This is a genomic window from Streptosporangium sandarakinum, from assembly GCF_013409935.1.
Lineage (GTDB): Bacteria > Actinomycetota > Actinomycetes > Streptosporangiales > Streptosporangiaceae > Streptosporangium > Streptosporangium nondiastaticum.
This window is the reverse complement of record NZ_JACCCO010000001.1, coordinates 473160-490102: the sequence shown is the minus strand read 5'-3', so window position 1 is coordinate 490102 and position 16943 is coordinate 473160. Positions and strand designations below refer to the sequence as shown.

The 16943-nt window shown below is 73.5% G+C and carries 11 protein-coding genes and 1 pseudogene; 10 read left to right on the top strand and 2 right to left on the bottom strand.

Annotated features, from left to right (window positions below):
• The first annotated feature begins 282 nt into the window (after window positions 1-282).
• The 6 genes from HDA43_RS02210 to HDA43_RS02185 all read left to right on the top strand — a co-directional run bounded on the left by HDA43_RS02210 (window position 283) and on the right by HDA43_RS02185 (window position 8751).
• Window positions 283-2076, top strand: coding sequence for a non-ribosomal peptide synthetase (locus HDA43_RS02210; RefSeq protein ID WP_179818060.1), 1794 nt, complete (start codon window positions 283-285; stop codon window positions 2074-2076).
• The gene (locus HDA43_RS02205; RefSeq protein WP_179818059.1) at window positions 2073-4082 is read left to right on the top strand and encodes a B12-binding domain-containing radical SAM protein; all 2010 of its coding nucleotides are present in this window, start codon (window positions 2073-2075) and stop codon (window positions 4080-4082) included. Before HDA43_RS02210 ends, HDA43_RS02205 begins: the two co-directional genes overlap by 4 nt.
• A complete protein-coding gene (locus HDA43_RS02200) occupies window positions 4072-5211 on the top strand; it encodes an acyl-CoA dehydrogenase family protein (protein WP_179818058.1) in 1140 nt (379 codons plus the stop codon). Before HDA43_RS02205 ends, HDA43_RS02200 begins: the two co-directional genes overlap by 11 nt.
• A gap of 123 nt (window positions 5212-5334) precedes the next feature.
• Complete coding sequence (locus HDA43_RS02195) at window positions 5335-6204, top strand: thioesterase II family protein (RefSeq protein WP_179818057.1); 870 nt, start codon at window positions 5335-5337, stop codon at window positions 6202-6204.
• Between the two features lie 104 nt (window positions 6205-6308).
• Complete coding sequence (locus HDA43_RS02190; RefSeq protein WP_179818056.1) at window positions 6309-7574, top strand: acyltransferase family protein; 1266 nt, start codon at window positions 6309-6311, stop codon at window positions 7572-7574.
• Between the two features lie 181 nt (window positions 7575-7755).
• Window positions 7756-8751: an alpha/beta fold hydrolase gene (locus tag HDA43_RS02185; RefSeq protein ID WP_246423887.1), complete on the top strand. Its 996-nt coding sequence runs from the start codon at window positions 7756-7758 to the stop codon at window positions 8749-8751.
• A gap of 136 nt (window positions 8752-8887) precedes the next feature.
• On the opposite strand, the gene HDA43_RS02180 is transcribed toward HDA43_RS02185, so the two are convergent.
• Window positions 8888-11644, bottom strand: coding sequence for an ATP-binding protein (locus tag HDA43_RS02180; protein ID WP_179818055.1), 2757 nt, complete (start codon window positions 11642-11644; stop codon window positions 8888-8890).
• A 187-nt stretch (window positions 11645-11831) separates the two neighbouring features.
• On the opposite strand from HDA43_RS02180, the gene HDA43_RS02175 reads away from it, so the two are divergent.
• Both HDA43_RS02175 and HDA43_RS02170 read left to right on the top strand, forming a co-directional pair.
• Window positions 11832-13205, top strand: coding sequence for an FAD-binding oxidoreductase (locus HDA43_RS02175; protein ID WP_179818054.1), 1374 nt, complete (start codon window positions 11832-11834; stop codon window positions 13203-13205).
• 136 nt (window positions 13206-13341) lie between these two features.
• A complete protein-coding gene (locus HDA43_RS02170; protein ID WP_179818053.1) occupies window positions 13342-14166 on the top strand; it encodes an alpha/beta fold hydrolase in 825 nt (274 codons plus the stop codon).
• 129 nt (window positions 14167-14295) lie between these two features.
• Here HDA43_RS02170 and HDA43_RS02165 read toward each other — a convergent pair whose 3' ends face one another.
• Window positions 14296-15489 carry an NAD(P)/FAD-dependent oxidoreductase gene (locus HDA43_RS02165; RefSeq protein ID WP_179818052.1) on the bottom strand — a complete coding sequence of 398 codons (1194 nt, stop codon included), beginning with the start codon at window positions 15487-15489 and terminating at the stop codon, window positions 14296-14298.
• Window positions 15490-15663: 174 nt separating this feature from the next.
• On the opposite strand from HDA43_RS02165, the gene HDA43_RS02160 reads away from it, so the two are divergent.
• The gene (locus HDA43_RS02160) at window positions 15664-15996 is read left to right on the top strand and encodes a sigma factor (RefSeq protein WP_246423885.1); all 333 of its coding nucleotides are present in this window, start codon (window positions 15664-15666) and stop codon (window positions 15994-15996) included.
• 38 nt (window positions 15997-16034) lie between these two features.
• Window positions 16035-16924 (top strand): annotated as a pseudogene (locus HDA43_RS02155) (IS5 family transposase).
• Window positions 16925-16943 lie beyond the last annotated feature (19 nt).

The following is a 16943-nucleotide window of genomic DNA, read 5'->3' as shown; positions in this document are numbered from 1 at the left end:
CGCTGAACAACCCTGGCGCGGGAAAACGCCGCGCGCATCTCCGGAATTGCGGAACGGTGATTTTCCACCCGCATTGTCCGCCCTCCGTACCAGGCCTTCGTCCCATCGCAATTCAAGAGATGCGTCCCGCCGAGACCGCAGGTGACGATACGACCGTTACCGTCACCTGCGGCGTGAAAAGGGCCCGTGTTCCAGTGAATTGATCGCCTCTGCCGCCCGTCTCCGCCGCGCCGGGCGAGGCGGCCGACCTTTCACGCGGGAAATCGGAACTTGGAGGCAAAATTGACCGAGGCGAGCACTGCGGTCCGTGGCGCGCACGAGGCCGTGACCGCGCGCGTCGCGTGGTGGGCGCAGGTGCAACCGCACCAGCCTGCCGTCACGCACGCCGGAACCGTGCTGACCTACGCTGAACTGTACGAACGTTCCTGCCGGCTGGCCGCGGCGCTGCGTGCCCGCGGCGTCACCCGGGGCACGCTCGTGGCCCTGGCCCTGGAGCGCTCGCCCGACCTGGTCGTCGCCGCCCTGGGGGTGCTGCTCGCCGGCGGCGCGTACGTCGGCACCGACGTCGACGAGCCGGACGCCCGGCTGGCCTCGATCCTCGACGACGCGGGCGTCCCGCTGGTCGTCACGCGCGCGGCCACCGCCGCCCGGTTCGCCGGCGGCCCGGTGCGGGTGCTGACGGTCGAGGAGGCCCTCCGCGGCGATCCCGACGGGGGCGACGCCGCCGAGATCTCCGAGCCGGAGCCGGGCGACCTGTGCTACGTCGTCTACACCTCCGGCTCGACCGGCGTCCCCAAGGGCGTCCTGCTGCCGCACGAGGGCCTGACGAACCTGGTCACCTGGCACCGGCGGACCTTCGAGGTGCGGCCGGGGGACCGGATGACCCAGCTCGCCCGGCCGTCCTTCGACGCCTGGGCGCTGGAGGTGTGGCCCTGCCTGGCCGCCGGCGCCACCCTGTGCGTCGTCGAGGGCCGGCTGCCCGACTCCCCGGCCGATTTCGTGCGCTGGCTCGCCGACGAGCGGATCACCGTCTGCTTCCTCACCACCGCGCTGGCCGCCGAGATGCTCGAACAGGACTGGCGGGGGTACGGCGGCGCGCTGCGGGTGATGCTGACCGGCGGGGAGAAGCTGCACCGCCACCCGCCGCTGGGCCTGCCGTTCCGGCTGTTCAACCTGTACGGGCCGACCGAGACGACGGTCGTCGCCACCTTCGCCGAGGTGCAGCCGCGGGCGAAGCGTGACGAGGTCCCGCCGATCGGCCGGCCGCTGCCCGGCATGCGGGCCTACGTCCTGGACTCGCGGCGCCGTCCGGTGCCGCCCGGCACCGCGGGCGAGCTGTACGTCGGCGGGACCGGGGTGGCCCGCGGTTACCTCGACCGGCCGGAGCTCACCGCCGAGCGGTTCCTCGCCGACCCGTTCGTCCCCGACGGCGACGCCCGCATGTACGCCACCGGGGACCTGGTGCGCGAGCTGCCCGACGGCTCGCTGGACTTCATCGGCCGTGCCGACGACCAGGTGAAGCTGCGCGGCTTCCGCATCGAGCTCGGCGAGGTCGAGGCGGCGCTGCACCGGCTGCCCGGGGTGCGCGAGGCCGTCGCCGTCAAGCACGACACCGGAGACCGGCTCGTCGCCTACGTGGTGCCCGCCGGCCCCGGCGACCAGCTCGACACGGCGGACGTCCGCCGCGACCTGGCCGAGTGGCTGCCCGACTACATGGTGCCGCAGGCCGTCGTGTCCCTGGAGTCGCTGCCGCTGACCCCGCACGGCAAGGCCGACCGCCGGGCGCTGGCCGCCCGCCCGCTGCCCGCGCAGGCCCCGGCCGCGCAGGCCGCGCCGGACTTCCGTACCGACGCCGAGCGCCTGATGGCCGCGCTGTGGTGCGACGTGCTGCAGATCACCTCGGTGAGCAGGGACGACAGCTTCTTCGACCTGGGCGGCGACTCCCTGCAGGCGATGCGCCTGGCGACGCGCGCCAGGGAACGCGGCATCCGGCTGGGCGCCGACGACCTCTTCGAGTACGACGTGCTCCACGAGCTGGCCGCGTGGATCACCGAGACGGGGGAGGCGGGGGCATGAGGCCGCTGAAGGTCAGCCTCGTCGAGCTGTCGGTCTACGCCAACACCCTGCCGCTGGCCGCGGGCTACCTGCAGGCCTACGCGCAGCAGGACGAGGACGTCGCCGCGGCCTGCAGCTTCACCATCCACGCGCCCGAGGTGAAGACCTCGGTCGAGGACCTGGTGGCGCTGATGCTGGAGGCCGACGCCGACGTCTACGCGATGAGCTGCTACCTGTGGAACATGCGGCGGATGAAGGCGCTGCTGGACGAGCTGGTACGGCTCCGCCCCGACGCCTGCTTCATCCTGGGCGGCCCGCAGGTGATGAACCACGCCGCCGAGTACGTCCCCGCGGACTGGGAGAACGTCGCGGTCTGCAACGGCGAGGGCGAGAAGCCGTTCACCGCCTTCCTGCGCGAGGTGGCCGCCACCGCCCCCGGGAGCGTCCCCGACCTGGGCCGGGTGCCCGGGATCAGTTTCTGGTCCGACGGCGCGCTGGTCACCACCGACAAGCCCGCCCGCATCAAGGAGCTCGACGAGATCCCCTCGCCGTTCGCCGCCGGGGTCTTCGACGGCGGCGAGTACGTCTTCGCCGTGGTGGAGACCAACCGGGGCTGCCCCTTCCGCTGCTCGTACTGCTACTGGGGCGCGGCCACCAACGACAAGGTGCACCGCTGGGAGCTGGACCGCGTCAAGTCGGACCTGACGTGGATCAGCGAGCACGGCATCGAGAGCATCTTCCTCGCCGACGCCAACTGGGGGGCGCTGCCCCGCGACGTCGAGCTGACCCGGCACATGGTCGAGTGCAAGGAACGCAACGGCTACCCGCTGATGGTCACCATGCAGGCGGCCAAGAACCGGCCGGACCGGGTCACCGAGATCACCGAGATCCTCGTCGAGGGCGGCATGCTGACCAGCCAGCCGGTGTCGCTGCAGACCCTCAGCCCGCAGACCCTCGACCTGGTCGAGCGGTCCAACATCAAGGAGTCCACCTACGTCGAGTTGCAGTCCAAGCTGCGCGAGAAGCAGATCAGCTCCTACACCGAGCTGATCTGGCCGCTGCCGGGGGAGACCCTGGACTCCTTCCGGGAGGGCATCGGCAAGCTGTGCCGTACCGGCGCCGACGCGGTGGTGGCCTACCCGCAGCTGCTGCTGCGCAACACCCCGATGTACGAGCGGCGCGAGGCCCTGGGCGTCGTCACCGTCCGGGTGGACGACCCGGTGGCCGAGGCCGACGTGGTGGTCGCGACGAACTGGGTGACCCGCGACGACTTCAAGGCCGGCGTGTGGTTCTACTACGCGGTGATCAGCCTGTACAACGCCCGCGCCGCCTTCTACGTCGCCCGCGAGCTGGACCGGGCGGGGACGTGCTCGCACACCGACTTCCTGACGATGGCCGCCGACTACTTCCGGCGCCGCACCGACACCGAGATCTGCCGCTTCTTCTCCGACTCGGTGGAGACCCTCGGCAACTACGACATCAACAACATCGGCAAGGTGCTGCACTACGTGCTGCACTCCCACCGGGCCGAGATGGACACGCTGCTGGAGGGGTTCCTGCGGGAGCGGGGCTGGCTGGCCGACCGCCGGGTGCGGATCGCCTTCGAGCTGGACCTGCTGGCCCGGCCGTACGTCTACCGGGAGGCGGTGGCCGAGCCGACCGTCGCGCTGGAGCATGTGCGGGTGGTCTCGCGGGGCCGCCACGACCTGGTGGCGGAGCTGCCGGCCGAGGCGGTGGAGATGCTGTCGTCGTTCGAGACGGTGCCGGGCCTGGTCGTCACGGAGGAGCCCCGGGACCTCGCCATGGACCTCACGGCGGACCTGTCCGGGCTCGGAACGTACGGCGCGGACGCGGTACGGCTGCGCGTGAACCACGCGGGCCGGCACAAGATGCCCTACCCGCGCCGCCGCAGCCTGGACCACAACGCCGCGTACTGCCAGGTGATGATGAACCGGCTGCGCGACATCCTGCCGTCCTGGACGCCCGTGGTGCCGGACGCGGTCGCCGGAGCGATCGATGCGCCGTGACGTGTTCACCGACGAGCACGAGGCGTTCCGCGACCTGGTGCGGACCTTCGTGACCAAGGAGATCCTGCCCTCCTACTCCCGCTGGGAGGAGGAGGGCGGCGCCGACCGCGAGGTGTGGCGCAGGGCGGGCAGGTGCGGCCTGCTCGGGATGGACGTCGGCACCGAGTACGGCGGGGGCGGCGACCCCGACTACCGCCACCACGTGATCGTGGCCGAGGAGCTGGCCCGCGCCGGGGTGTACGCCCCGGCGCTGTCCCTGCACAACGAGATCGCCGGCATGTACCTGCGCACCCTGGCCACCGAGGAGCAGAAGCGGCGCTGGCTGCCCGGGTTCTGCTCCGGGGACCTGGTGACGGCGATCGCGATCACCGAGCCGGACGCCGGCAGCGACGTGCAGCGGCTGCGCACCCGGGCGGTGCGCGACGGCGACCGGTACGTGCTCAACGGCCAGAAGACGTTCATCACCAACGGCTCGGCCGCCGACCTGTTCCTGGTGGTCGCCCGCACCGGCGGCGGCCCGGCGGCCTCCGGCGCCAGCGTGCTGGTCGTGGAGGCCGACCGGCCCGGCTTCACCCGGGGCCGCAAGCTCGACAAGATCGGCATGCGGGCGATGGACACCGTCGAGCTGTTCTTCGACGACGTCGAGGTCCCGGCCGCCAACCTCCTGGGCAAGGAGGGCCGGGCCTTCGCCTACATGATGCGCACCCTGCGCCAGGAGCGGATGATGATCGCGGTGGCGGCGCTCGCCGCGGCCGAGAAGGTCATGGAGGACACCCTCGCCTACTGCCGGGAGCGCGAGGTCTTCGGCCGGCCCGTCGGCCACCACCAGTACAACCGCTTCGTGCTCGCCGAGCTGGCCACGGCGCTGGCGGTGGCCCGCGCGTTCACCGACCGCTGCGTCGCCGAGCACGCGGCCGGGCGGCTGGCCGCCGAGGAGGCGGCCATGGCCAAGTGGTGGAACACCGAGCTGTGCCAGAAGGTGGTGGACCGCTGCCTGCAGCTGCACGGCGGCTACGGCGTCGTGCGCGACTTCCCGGTGGCCCGCGCGTTCGTCGACACCCGCGTGCAGACCATCTACGGCGGCACCACCGAGGTCATGAAGGAGATGATCGGCCACTCGCTGATCTGAGCGGCCGGTCGGAGGCGATGGAGGCGATCGGCCGCTCGCTGATCTGAGCGGCCGATCGGAGGTGAAGGGGATGATCGGTCACTCGCTGATCCGAGCGGCCGGTCCGAGGAGATCCGGAGCGAAATGGCCACCCAGCCCTCGTGGTACCTGGCGTTCGAGCCCCGCCCCGCGGCGCGGCTGCACCTGTACGGCCTGCCGTTCGCCGGCGGCGGCGTCTCGATGTTCCGCCCGTGGGCGCGCCACCTGCCGCCGTGGGTCGAGCTGCGCGCGGTCCGCCTGCCGGGCCGTCCCGGCCGCCACCGCCAGGCGCCGTTCACCGACTGCGAGGAGGCGGCCCGCTGGCTGGCCGACGCGCTGACCGAGTCCCGTGCCGGTGACCCGGCCGCCGGGGCGGTGCCGTACGCCGTGTTCGGGCACAGCATGGGGGCGCTGCTCGGCTACCGCCTGACCCGGGCGCTGCTGCGCGACGGCGCGCCGCCGCCGGCGCTGCTCGCCCTGGCGGCGTGGCCGGTGCGCGGCGCCGCGGCGGCCCTGACGCCCGACCCGGCCGACCCCGACGACCGCTTCGCCGCGACGCTGCGGTCGCTGGGCGGGCTGCCGCCGGAGATGGCCGACGACCCGGACGCGCTCGCGCTGACCCTGCCCGTCGCGCGGGCCGACTTCACACTGTGCCGCTCCTACGCCTACCGCGCCGAGCCGCCGCTGCCGGTCCCGGTGACCGTCTTCGGCGGCACCGCCGACGCGGTGGCGCCCCCCGGGGAGCTGGCCGAGTGGCGGGCGCACACCCGCGACTTCCTGGGGCTGCGGCTGTTCGAGGGCGGCCACTTCTTCCCGCGCGAGCACCTGCCGGAGCTGACGGCGGCCCTGACCGCCGACCTCGCGCGGGTCCTCGGCCGCCCCGGCCCGGCGTCCCGTCGGGACCCCGTCGGGACCGCCTCCGCCGGCGCCTCCGGGGACGTCACTCCAGCCGCGTTCGCCACGTCCGTCCCGTAGGTCTCCCACCCCGCTGACGCCACCGATGCCGCAATCCAGGAGATGCGCCGCCGATCGCCGCGCACCCACCCTTAAGGGGTCGTTTAACTCCTCAAGGAGCGGCCATGGCAACAGACATCGCCAGCGGGACGAGCAGGGGTGGACCGGACGCTCAGCCCCCGCAGGCCCGTGACACCAAGCGCCAGTACTTCCCCGAACTACAGGGGATCCGGGCCATCGCCGTGCTGGCAGTCATCACCATCCATTCGGCGTTCACCGCCGGGCAGATCGGTTTCGGGGACTACCCGGGCAACGGCGCCTTCGCCGTCGTGCTGGAGAGGTTCACCAGGGAGTCCCTGCCGATCCTCTTCGCGCTGTCCGGCTTCCTGATCTACCGGCCCTTCGCCCTGGCGACCATGGCCGGCACGGCACGGCCCGACCTGAAGGCGTACGCCTGGCGGCGCGCACTGCGCATCTTCCCGGCCTTCTGGCTGGTGTCGATCGTCGTGATGCTCACGCTCGGCCGCGAGCAGGTCACCAGCCTCTGGTACGCCCTGCGGGTGCTGTCCATGCAGCACGTCTACAACGCGGGCGCCATCCCGGCCGGCCTGGAGTCGACCTGGAGCATGGCCACCGAGAGCGCCTTCTACGTGCTGCTGCCGTTCTTCGCGTGGTTCGCCGGCCGCCTCGCGAGCAGGGCCGCCGACCCGGCCGCCAAGGCACGCCGCATCCTGGTGCCGATCGCCGCGATCATCGTGATCGGCTACGCGTTCAGCGCCTACAGCCACTCGGCGGCCCTGGGGCCGTACCCCGTCCAGGGCAACTGGCCGCCCGGCTGGTTCGGCTACCTGGCCGTCGGCATGGCCCTGGCGGCGATGTCGGCAGCCGCCGAGGCGTCGCCCACGACGATGCTCGCCCCCTACCGGCTGGTGGCGAAGTATCCGGGCCTGTGCTGGCTCGCGGCGCTGATCGTCATCGTCCTGTTCTGCTTCTCGCCCGTCGGAGGCCAGGGCACGGCGGACTACCCGACCATGGCGGTCGTCATGTTCGACCAGCCGATCGACCTGCTGATCGTCTTCCTGCTCCTGGCGCCGCTGACCGTTCCGGGGGTGCGGTCCAGGTTCATCGAGTCCGTGCTGACCGTACGGCCGCTGCAGTACATCGGCAAGGTCTCCTACGGGATGTTCCTCTGGCACATCCCGATGATCCTCTTCTACACCGACGGCACCATGTCGTCCGACAACTTCCCCCTGACGTGGCTCATCGTCCAGGTCGGCAGCTTCCTGGCCGCCCTGGTGAGCTACTACGCCGTGGAGAAGCCCGCCATGCGGCTGCGCAACCGGTTCGGCAAGAAGCCGGTCGAGCCGAGCATCCCCGTGCTGGCGCGCTGATCCGAGACCCCGGGGTCGCCGCGTGCGGGAGCGCGGAGGTCCCCGGTCTTCTCCGGGTCCGGCGGTACCCCCCGTCCGCCGGGCCCCTTCTCCCGTGCACTCGGTAAGTACAAGGAAAGGGCAATCGAATATGCAGCCAGCTCAGGAAACCGCGCGGACCCGGCGGACGGGGCGGCCCGGCATGAGGCGGATGCGCCTCGCCGTGGCCGCGTTCACCGCCGTCGCCGCGGCCCTGCTCACCACGGGCGCCGCCGGCGCCGACGTGAGCCGGACGGCCCCCACGCCGTCGGAAGAGGGGACGGCGCGTCTCGCGCCCGGTTTCTCCCACGGGAAGGTCTCCGTGACAGGCGGGACCCTCCACTACGTCCGCGGCGGCTCGGGCCCGGCGCTCGTACTGCTGCACGGCTGGCCGCAGACCTGGCAGATGTGGGAGAAGGTGATGCCGACGCTCGCCCGCGAGCACACCGTCATCGCCTTCGACCTGCCGGGACTTGGAGAATCCTCCATCCCGTCCGGCGGCTACGACAAGGCCGCCACCGCGCGGCGGATCCACGAGGCCGTCGTCAAGCTGGGCCTCAAGCAGGTCGGGATCATCGGGCACGACCTCGGCGCCCTGATCGCCTACCCCTACGCGCGTGACTACCCCGGCGAGGTCAGCCGGATCGCCGTGATCGAGACGCCGCTGGCCGGCTTCGGCCTGGAGGACCTGTACGGGATCAGCTGGCACTTCCGGTTCAACATGTCTCCGGCGCCGATCCCGGAGACGATCATGGACAACGACGACGTCCGCACCTACCTCGGCATGATGTTCGGCTTCAGCCACCAGCCCGGCGCGATAAACGCCGAGCCGTACTTCCAGGCCTACGCCGACCCGGCCAGGCGGACCGCCGGCTACGAGTACTACCGGGCCTTCGCCGCCGACGCCGAGAACAACAAGGCCGGCGCCGGGAGGAAGCTGACCGCGCCGGTGCTGGCCGTCGGCGGGCAGTACTCCTTCGGTGAGGGCGTGGGCGGCTCGTTCGGCCAGGTCGCCGACGACGTCCGCACGGTGGTCGCGCCCGACGCCGCGCACTTCGTCCCCGAGGAGAACTCCGAGTTCCTCGCCAAGTGCGCGAACCTCTTCTTCGGCGCGAAGGGCACCGTGCCGCCGGCCGGCCTGGAGGGCTGCGCCGCCTAACGGGCCGCAGGGCCGAACCATCCGGACCGCGGGCGCCCGCCGCCCGCGGTCCGGTCATGTCCGCCGGCTCCAGGCGGGCGGCCCGCGCCCCGCGTGACCGGGTCACGGAGCGGCGCACCGCCGTCTCCCGCCGGGCTCAGGCGGGCGCGGGGCAGCCCAGCGCGGCCAGCTCGGCGCGGCCCTCGGCGGCGCGGTCCGGCAGCAGCAGCAGGGTGCAGGCCCGTTCGAAGCGGGCGCCGACCCGCTCCCAGCCCGCCACCGAGGCCGTCAGGGCCGCGACGTCACCGCTCCGCCGCCCCTCGGCGCGAGCCAGGCAGGCGGCGGCCCAGTCGTTCTCACCCGCGACGGCCGCCGCCGAGGCCAGCCGTTCGGCGGCGTCCGGCAGCCCGGCCGCGACGGCGAGCTCGGCCCCGGCGGCGCGGGCGTAGGTCTGGTACCGCCCCTGGGGAAAGTCGGTGAAGACCAGCCCCACCAGGTCGGCCGCGCCGCCGAACCGCCCGCCGTGCACGGCGACGCGGGCGTCGGCGAACGCCGCGAACGTCGCGTGGTTGCGCGGGCCGCCGGACACCTGCGTGGCGCGGGCACGCCAGAACCGGTACCGGTGGTCGTCGCCGCGCAGGCCGTGGACCAGCGCCACGGCGGCGACGGCGGGCGACATCCAGCCCGCCACGGGACCGCCGGCGCGTTCCCAGCCGTCCCACATCCCGGCCGCCCGGCGCAGGGCCTCGTCGAACTCGCCGGTGAGCGCCAGGGGGAGGACCAGGCTGCTCTCCGACAGGTAGGAGTGACCGCCCAGCAGGTCGTCCTCCAGCGCCGACCTGGCGGTCTCCAGCGCGGTCCGCAGGTCGCCGGTCGCCACGGCGTAGGTGGCGGCCATGTTGTAGGTGTCGGTGATCTCCGGGGCGGAGCGCGGGTCGTCGCGGGACATCGCGGCGAGCAGGGAGAGCCGTTCGCGGGTGACCCGGTACGCCTCCCGGAGCCGGCCCGCCGTGGCGGCGGCGGTGCTCACCGCGTCGAGGGCCGCGCTGACGAGCACCGGGTCGCCGGCGGCGCGCGCGGCCTCGGCGGCGGCCGCGGCCAGGACCGGGTCCGGAGCCATCTTCTCCCGGCCCGCGTTCCACGCGGCCGCCGCCGCCAGCAGCGCCGCCACGACGGGATCCCCCCGGTCGCCGGCCGCGGCCGCCTCCTCCAGCAGGGCGGACAGCCGCTCGTGCGGGACCTCGGCGGGAAAACCCGCGGAGAACCGATTCGCGGTGACCACCGCGGCGGCCAGCGCCACGGCCACGGCGTCGCCGTCGCCCGCGGCGCGCGCCCGATCGGCCGACGCGAGCAGCGACTCGAAGGCGTGGTGGCCAGCCGGGGCCACGGCGTGCGCGCCGTCGGCCGCGCTGCGCAGGTCGCGGGCGGCCTCACCCGGATCGGGGGCCCGCTCGGCCGCCTCCCGGTAGTGGTCCAGGGACTCGGTCAGGAACCGCCGCGCGTAGCACAGGCGGCCCAGCGCGCGCGCCAGCCGGTGCGGCACCGCGCCGGGACCGGGCGGCGACCCCGCCAGCGCGGCGCGCAGGTCGTCGGCGACGGCGTCGAAGTCGTCGCGCCATCCGTCCGCCGGCCGGTCCTCCAGCGCCGCCGCGGTCGCCGCGGCCCACTCCAGGTGCCGCCGCCGTGTCTCGTCCGTCTCGCCCGCCGCCGCGAGCCGGTCCGCGGCGAAGGCGCGGACCGTCTCCAGCAGCCGCCACCTGCTCTCCCCGCCCCGCCGGACGACCAGGCTCTTGTCCACCAGGCGGCCCAGCACGTCGGCGACCGGGCCCCGGCCCCCGCCACGCGTCACGGCGACGGCGGCGTCGAGATCGAACCCGCCCGTGAAGACGGCCAGCCGCCGGAACAGCGTCCGCTCCTCCTCGCCGAGCAGGTCGTGGCTCCAGCCGATCACCGCGCGCAGCGAGCGGTGCCGCTCGACCGCCCCGCGCCCGCCGGCGAGCAGCCGCAGGACGTCGTCGAGGGTGGCCAGCAGGCCGTCGGCGCCCAGGGAGGCGCTGCGCGCCGCGGCCAGCTCGATGGCCAGCGGCATGCCGTCCAGCCGGGCGCACAGCTCGGCGACCACGGCGGGATCGGCGGTGAACCCCGGATCGGCCGCGGCGGCGCGGTCGAGGAAGAGCCGCTCGGCGTCGGACGCCACCGGCAGCGGCGCGACCGGCACGATCCTCTCTCCCGGCACGCCCAGCCGCTCGCGGCTGGTCACCAGCACCCTCGCGCCGGGGCAGACAGACAGGGTCCGCTCCACGAACCCGGCCACCGCGTCGAGCAGGTGCTCGCAGTTGTCGAGGACCAGCAGCGACCGGCCCCGGCCGAGCCGTTCGGCGACGGCGTCCTCCAGCGGCTGCCGGGGACGCTCGGTGACGCCGAGCGCCGCCGCCACCGCCTGCGCGACGAAGCCCCCGCCCACCGGGACCAGGTCCACGAACGCGCCGCCCGCCGGGAACGACGGCGCCGCGTCCCCGGCGACCACCGCCGCCAGGCGGGTCTTGCCGACCCCGCCCGGCCCCAGCAGCGTCACCAGCCGGGACTCGCCGAACGCCGCCAGGACCGCCGCGCGCTCCCGCTCGCGGCCCACGAACGACGTCAGCGCCGCGGGCAGGCCCGCCATCCGCCCCGGCGGGGCCGCCGTCCTCCCCGGTGGGGCGGCCTCGGGAGGCGCCGCCCCGCCGGCGAGCGCGGCCAGCGCCCGCCGGTCGGCGACGCCGTACTTGCGCAGCAGCGAGGAAACATGGCTCTCGACGGTCCGCACCGAGATGTGCAGCCTGCTCGCGATCTCCGAGTTGGACAGCCGCGCGCCGAGCGCCTCCAGAACCTCCGCCTCGCGCGCCGACACCTCACCTGGCCCCGTTGTCGTCACCTCGACATCATCACCCATCGGTGCCGCGATCAGTGGTCTTTGCGTGCCGAATCCGTGGTCTTCACGGATGACCGAGGGGGTCCGCGCGCAGGATGCTGGTCGAAGCCGGACGCGGCTCACCGAAGACGCCGGGCGGCTGGCACACGCGAGACGTCCGCTCCACACACGAGAGACGAAAGGGTTCGAGATGAGCCAGCAGGTCCAGAGCCGGCCGTACCGGGTTCGCGACGCCGCGCCCGGCGGCGGCCCCGAAGCCGCGCGCCGCCTGCGTGAGGAGTTCGGCGGGGCGGTCCTCCTGCCGGGAGACCCCGGATACGACGAGCAGCGCGAGGCCCCCAACGCCGACATCGACCCGCGGCCGGCGCTGATCGCCGAGGCGGACGACCCCGCCGACGTGCGGGCCGCGATCCTCACCGCGCGCGAGCACGGCCTGCCCTTCGCCGTCCAGGCCACCGGGCACGGCACCTACGTCGCCTCCGACGGCGGCGTCCTCCTCAGAACCGGGAGGATGGACTCCGTCCTGGTCGACCCGGACCGCCGGATCGCCCGCGTCGGCCCCGGCACCACGTGGGCGGAGGTGATCGCCGCCGCCGAGCCGTTCGGTCTCGCGCCGCTGGCCGGCTCGCACCAGACGGTCGGCGTGACCGGCTACACCCTCGGCGGCGGCATCGGCTGGCTGGCCCGCGGGTACGGCTTCGCCTCCGACAGCGTGCTGCGCGCCGAGATGGTCACGGCCGACGGCCGGCTGGTGACGGCGAGCCCCGACCGGAACCCCGACCTGTTCTGGGCGCTGCGCGGCGGCGGCGGCAACTTCGGCGTGGTGACCTCCCTGGAGTTCCGGCTCCACCCCGTCGCCCGCGTCCACGCCGGCGCCCTCTACTTCACGGCCGACCGGGCCGCCGAGACGCTGACCCGCTACCGCGAGTGGATGGCCGACGCCCCCCGCGAGCTGAGCACCTCGATCCTGCTGGCCCGGTTCCCCGACGCCCCGGAGACCCCCGCGCCGCTGCGGGACAGGTGGGTCCTCGGGCTGCGCGTCATGTACGCGGGCGAGGCCGAGGAGGCCCGCGCCGCGCTGCGCCCCCTGACCGAGACGGCCGGGCCGGTGCTGCTGGACGACCTGCGGACCACGACGTTCGCCCAGGCGGAGATGGGCGGCATCGCGCCCCGCGACTTCAACCTCCTGGAGACCCTGCCCGACGAGGTGATCGAGGCGGTGGCGGCCGTCGTCGGGCGGCCCGACTCGCCCGTCACCATGGTGGAGGTCCGCCACTGGGGCGGCGCGATGACCGACGCCGGGCCCGACGCGGGCCCGGTGGGCCACCGTACGGCGCAGCTGTCGGTCGTCCTGGACGCCTGCGACCCGCAGGTCTCGCGGGTGCTGCGCCCGCACTCCGGCGACCGGACGTTCCTGAACTTCCTGGGCGACACCACCAGGGCCGAGACGGCCTACACGCCCGGCGACCACCGGCGGCTGCGGGACGTGAAGCGGATCTACGACCCCGACAACTTCTTCCGTCTCAACCACAACATCCCCCCGGCCGAGCCGGGCTCCCACTGACCCGCCGCGGCCACGGCGTCCCGCCCGCGCCGCCCGCCCCTCCGTGCGACGGCCCCGCCCCGCACCCCGCCGGCCGTACGGCGGGGCGCGGGGCGCACCCGGTGAGAAGGCCGGCGAAGGCGAGAAAGGCGATCCCATGCAGCGTGTGATCTCAAGTGACGGCACCGGCATCGCGTTCGACCGCCGCGGCGAGGGGCCGCCGGTCGTCCTGGTGAGCGGGGCGCTGCGCCACCGGTCGCTCGACCCGGTCGGGGAGCGGCTGGCCGAGCTGCTGGCGCCGCGCTTCACCGTCTACCGCTACGACCGCCGGGGCCGGGGTGACAGCGGCGACACCGCCCCCTACGCGGTCGCCCGGGAGGTCGAGGACCTGGAGGCCGTCATCGCCGAGGCGGGCGGATCGGTGTTCGTGTGCGGGTTCTCCTCCGGCGCGGTCATCGCCCTCGACGCGGCCCGCCGGCTGCCCGGCATCGCGAGGCTGGCGCTGTACGAGCCGCCGTTCGTCGTGGACGCCACCCGCCCGCCGCTGCCCGAGGACTACGTGACCAGGCTCGACGGGCTGGTGGCCCGGGGACGGCGGGGCGAGGCCGTGGAGTTCTTCATGACCCGGGCCGCGGGCGTTCCCGCCGAGGCCGTCGCCCGCAGCCGGAGCACGGCCGGCTGGCGGGCGTTCGAGGCCGTGGCCCACACCCTCGCCTACGACGGCGCGGTCATGCGGACCACCATGGCGGGCAGGCCGCTGCCGGCCGACAGGTGGAGCTGCGTCACCGCCCCCGTCCTCGTCGCGGACGGCGGCCGGAGCAGGGACTATCTACGCACCGGCGCGAGGGCGCTCGCCGCCGTCCTGCCCGGGGCACGGCACCTCACCCTGGAGGGCCAGAGCCACGCCGTGGACCCGGCCGTCCTCGCCCCCGTCCTGGAAACCTTCTTCACCGTGCCCCAGCAGTGCCCCCCGAGCCTTTGAAAGACTTCTCGCCGGTCCCACCGGTGCGAAGATCGTCGGAGGTTCCCGATCGGCGTGACCCGCATGAGGTGCAGCGTCATCTAGCGGTCATCCTGGTGTCGACCGCGGGCTCGGCATGCCCGCCGGTGGTCATGGGGAGGCGGCCCCGCGCGGAGCGGGGGCCGACTGCCCGGGACGCGAGCCGCCCTTCAGCCAAATGACGGAATTCGGCCTGCGGGCCTCGCGGCGGATCCTCGACACCGCGAACTTGCAGGTCGCCTCTTTGATCGCCGCGCCCATGCGGCCGCCGACGTAGGCGTTCACCGGGCGGTCTTCCTTGCGGGCGAGCTGTCGTACGGCAGTGCGCCGGCCGAGGCTGACACACGCCCCTGAGAAGGCCAGGCTGATCATCGCCGGTTCGGTTCCCGCTATGCGGCTCAGCACGGTGTCGGCGGCCTGCGCCCCGAGCGGCCCGGCGGCGTAGCAGCTCATCCGCAGAGGCCGGCCCGACGGTGAAGCGGCGTCCCCGGCCGCGACGATGCGGTCGTCGTCGACGCTGGTCAGCGTCTCGTCGGTGAGCAGCCGGCCGAGCGCATCGGTCTGCAACCCACTCGCGGCCGCCAGCCCCGGCACACCGAACCCGCCCGCCCAGATGGTCAGCGCGCTCGCACGCACCGCACCGTCGGCGAAGACGACCGCATCCGGCCGGACCTCGCTCACCACGGCGGGCTCGAGCACCACGACACCGTGCCGGGACAGCCATTTGGCCACGGCTCGGCGACCCGGTGCGCCGAATGACGGCGCCAGGGTCCGGCCGCACACCAGCGTGATCGCGCGTCCTTGCTCGGCCAGCTCGGCGGCCGTCTCGATGCCGGTCAATCCGCCGCCGACCACGGTGACCGGAGCGTCCAGGGGCAACTCCTCCAGCCTGGCGCGCAGGCGCCGCGCGGACTCGAGTTCAGCGACGCCGAGCGCGAACTCGGCCGCGCCGGGCACCGACGACGGTATCGCCCCGGTGCTGCTGACCGCGTAGATGACGTGGTCGTAGTCCAGTGCGCGGCCCGACGCCAGCCGTACCGCGCGGGCGGCGACGTCGATACGCGCGGCGCTGTCGACGACCAACCGGATGCCTTCGCCGAGCAGCGTGCCGTAGTCCACCGTGGCCTCGCCGGTGCCGGCCACGAACTGGTGCAGCCGGACTCGTTCGACGAACTCCGGGCGGGAGTTGACCACGGTGATATCGACGTCGGTGCGCATCCGCAGACGGTTGGCCGCGAGTGTTCCGGCGTAACCGCCACCGATGACGACGACCTTGCTGGGTGTGCGGTGTGCGGGTGTGGACATGGCGAGGCCTTCTCTTCTTGATCTCGGAAGGTGTTCGAGCCCTGGGACCCGGTGTCCCAGTGGTCCGACGAAGCAACCGCTGGAAATGTCAGGCGAGGCGCCGACCTCACAATCCGGTGCGCTGTCTCGTCGGACCGGTGAAGGGCAGCTACGAGCAAGGGAGCCGTCGGCACCATGACCACCCCATCCGGACCAGGAGACGGCCGGCTCGATCCGGGCCTGAGCGCGATCATGAGCGAGCGGCGTCAACTGATCAATCTCGCGTACCGGCTCCTCGGCTCCCTGGCCGAGGCCGAGGACGTCGTCCAGGAGACCTACGCCCGCTGGTACGCCATGTCCCGACGGCGGCAGGAGGCCATCGAATCCCCCGGCGGCTGGTTGACGAAGGTCGCCGGTCGCATCTGCCTGGACCTGCTCGGCTCGGCACGGGCCCGCCGCGAGAGCTACGTGGGCGAATGGATCCCGGAGCCGCTGCCCGATCGTATGGAGTGGCTAAGGCGTGTCTGATAAATGATCTCGGTGGTGCGGTTAGATGATTCCTCGTGGTGCGACGAGGTGAGCTGACTGACAAGGCCTGGCAGCGGATCGAGCCCCTGCTGCCCGCCAAGGATGGCAGGGGACGGCCCTGGCGGGATCACCGCGCGGTCATCAACGGGATCTTGTGGAGGTTGCGGACCGGAGCGCCCTGGCGCGACGTACCGGAGCGCTACGGTCCCTGGCAGACCTGCTACGAGCGGTTCAAACGCTGGGAGGAAGACGGCACCTGGACCCGCCTGCTGGAGGAGATGCAGGTCAAAGACGACTCCCTCGGTGCGGTGGAGCTGGTCGTCAGCGTCGACTCCACCATCGCCCGAGCCCACCAGCACGCTGCCGGCGCCCGAAAAAGGGGGACGGCGGAGGGACGATCGACGCGAAAGCCTCCCAAAGACGACAAGCCCTCGGCCGATCCCGGGGCGGGCTGACCACCAAGCTCCATCTGATCACCGAAGCCCGTGGCCTGCCGCTTGCCCTGCACCTGACCGGCGGCAACATCAACGACTGCACCGCCTTCGAAGCGGTGATGGGCACCTTCCGGCTGCGCCGTCGCATCGGCCGTCCCCGTACCCGGCCGGACCGGCTGGTGGCGGATAAGGGCTACTCCTTTCGGAAGATCCGCCTGCATCTGCGGCGGCGCGGCATCGGCGCGGTCATCCCTGAGCGGTCCGATCAGATCGCCGCCCGCAAGCGCAAGGGCAGCCGCGGAGGCCGCCCGCCCGCCTTCGATGCCGCGGCCTACAAGGGGCGTAACGTGGTGGAGCGGTGCTTTGCCAAGCTCAAGCAGTGGCGAGCCGTCGCCACCCGCTACGACAAGCTCGCCGGCCGCTACCTCGCGGGCGTCACCATCGCTTCCCTGCTGCTCTGGCTCCGCCACGCCGAATTATCAGACACGCCTTAGGCGGGCGGCCGGGCGACGC

Bases quoted from the DNA above. Each gene is read 5' to 3' on its own strand.
- HDA43_RS02165 (WP_179818052.1), bottom strand. From the start codon at position 15,489: ATGTCCACACCCGCACACCGCACACCCAGCAAGGTCGTCGTCATCGGT.
- HDA43_RS02195 (WP_179818057.1), top strand. From the start codon at position 5,335: ATGGCCACCCAGCCCTCGTGGTACCTGGCGTTCGAGCCCCGCCCCGCG.
- HDA43_RS02170 (WP_179818053.1), top strand. From the start codon at position 13,342: ATGCAGCGTGTGATCTCAAGTGACGGCACCGGCATCGCGTTCGACCGC.
- HDA43_RS02160 (WP_246423885.1), top strand. From the start codon at position 15,664: ATGACCACCCCATCCGGACCAGGAGACGGCCGGCTCGATCCGGGCCTG.
- HDA43_RS02205 (WP_179818059.1), top strand. From the start codon at position 2,073: ATGAGGCCGCTGAAGGTCAGCCTCGTCGAGCTGTCGGTCTACGCCAAC.
- HDA43_RS02175 (WP_179818054.1), top strand. From the start codon at position 11,832: ATGAGCCAGCAGGTCCAGAGCCGGCCGTACCGGGTTCGCGACGCCGCG.
- HDA43_RS02200 (WP_179818058.1), top strand. From the start codon at position 4,072: ATGCGCCGTGACGTGTTCACCGACGAGCACGAGGCGTTCCGCGACCTG.
- HDA43_RS02185 (WP_246423887.1), top strand. From the start codon at position 7,756: ATGAGGCGGATGCGCCTCGCCGTGGCCGCGTTCACCGCCGTCGCCGCG.
- HDA43_RS02190 (WP_179818056.1), top strand. From the start codon at position 6,309: ATGGCAACAGACATCGCCAGCGGGACGAGCAGGGGTGGACCGGACGCT.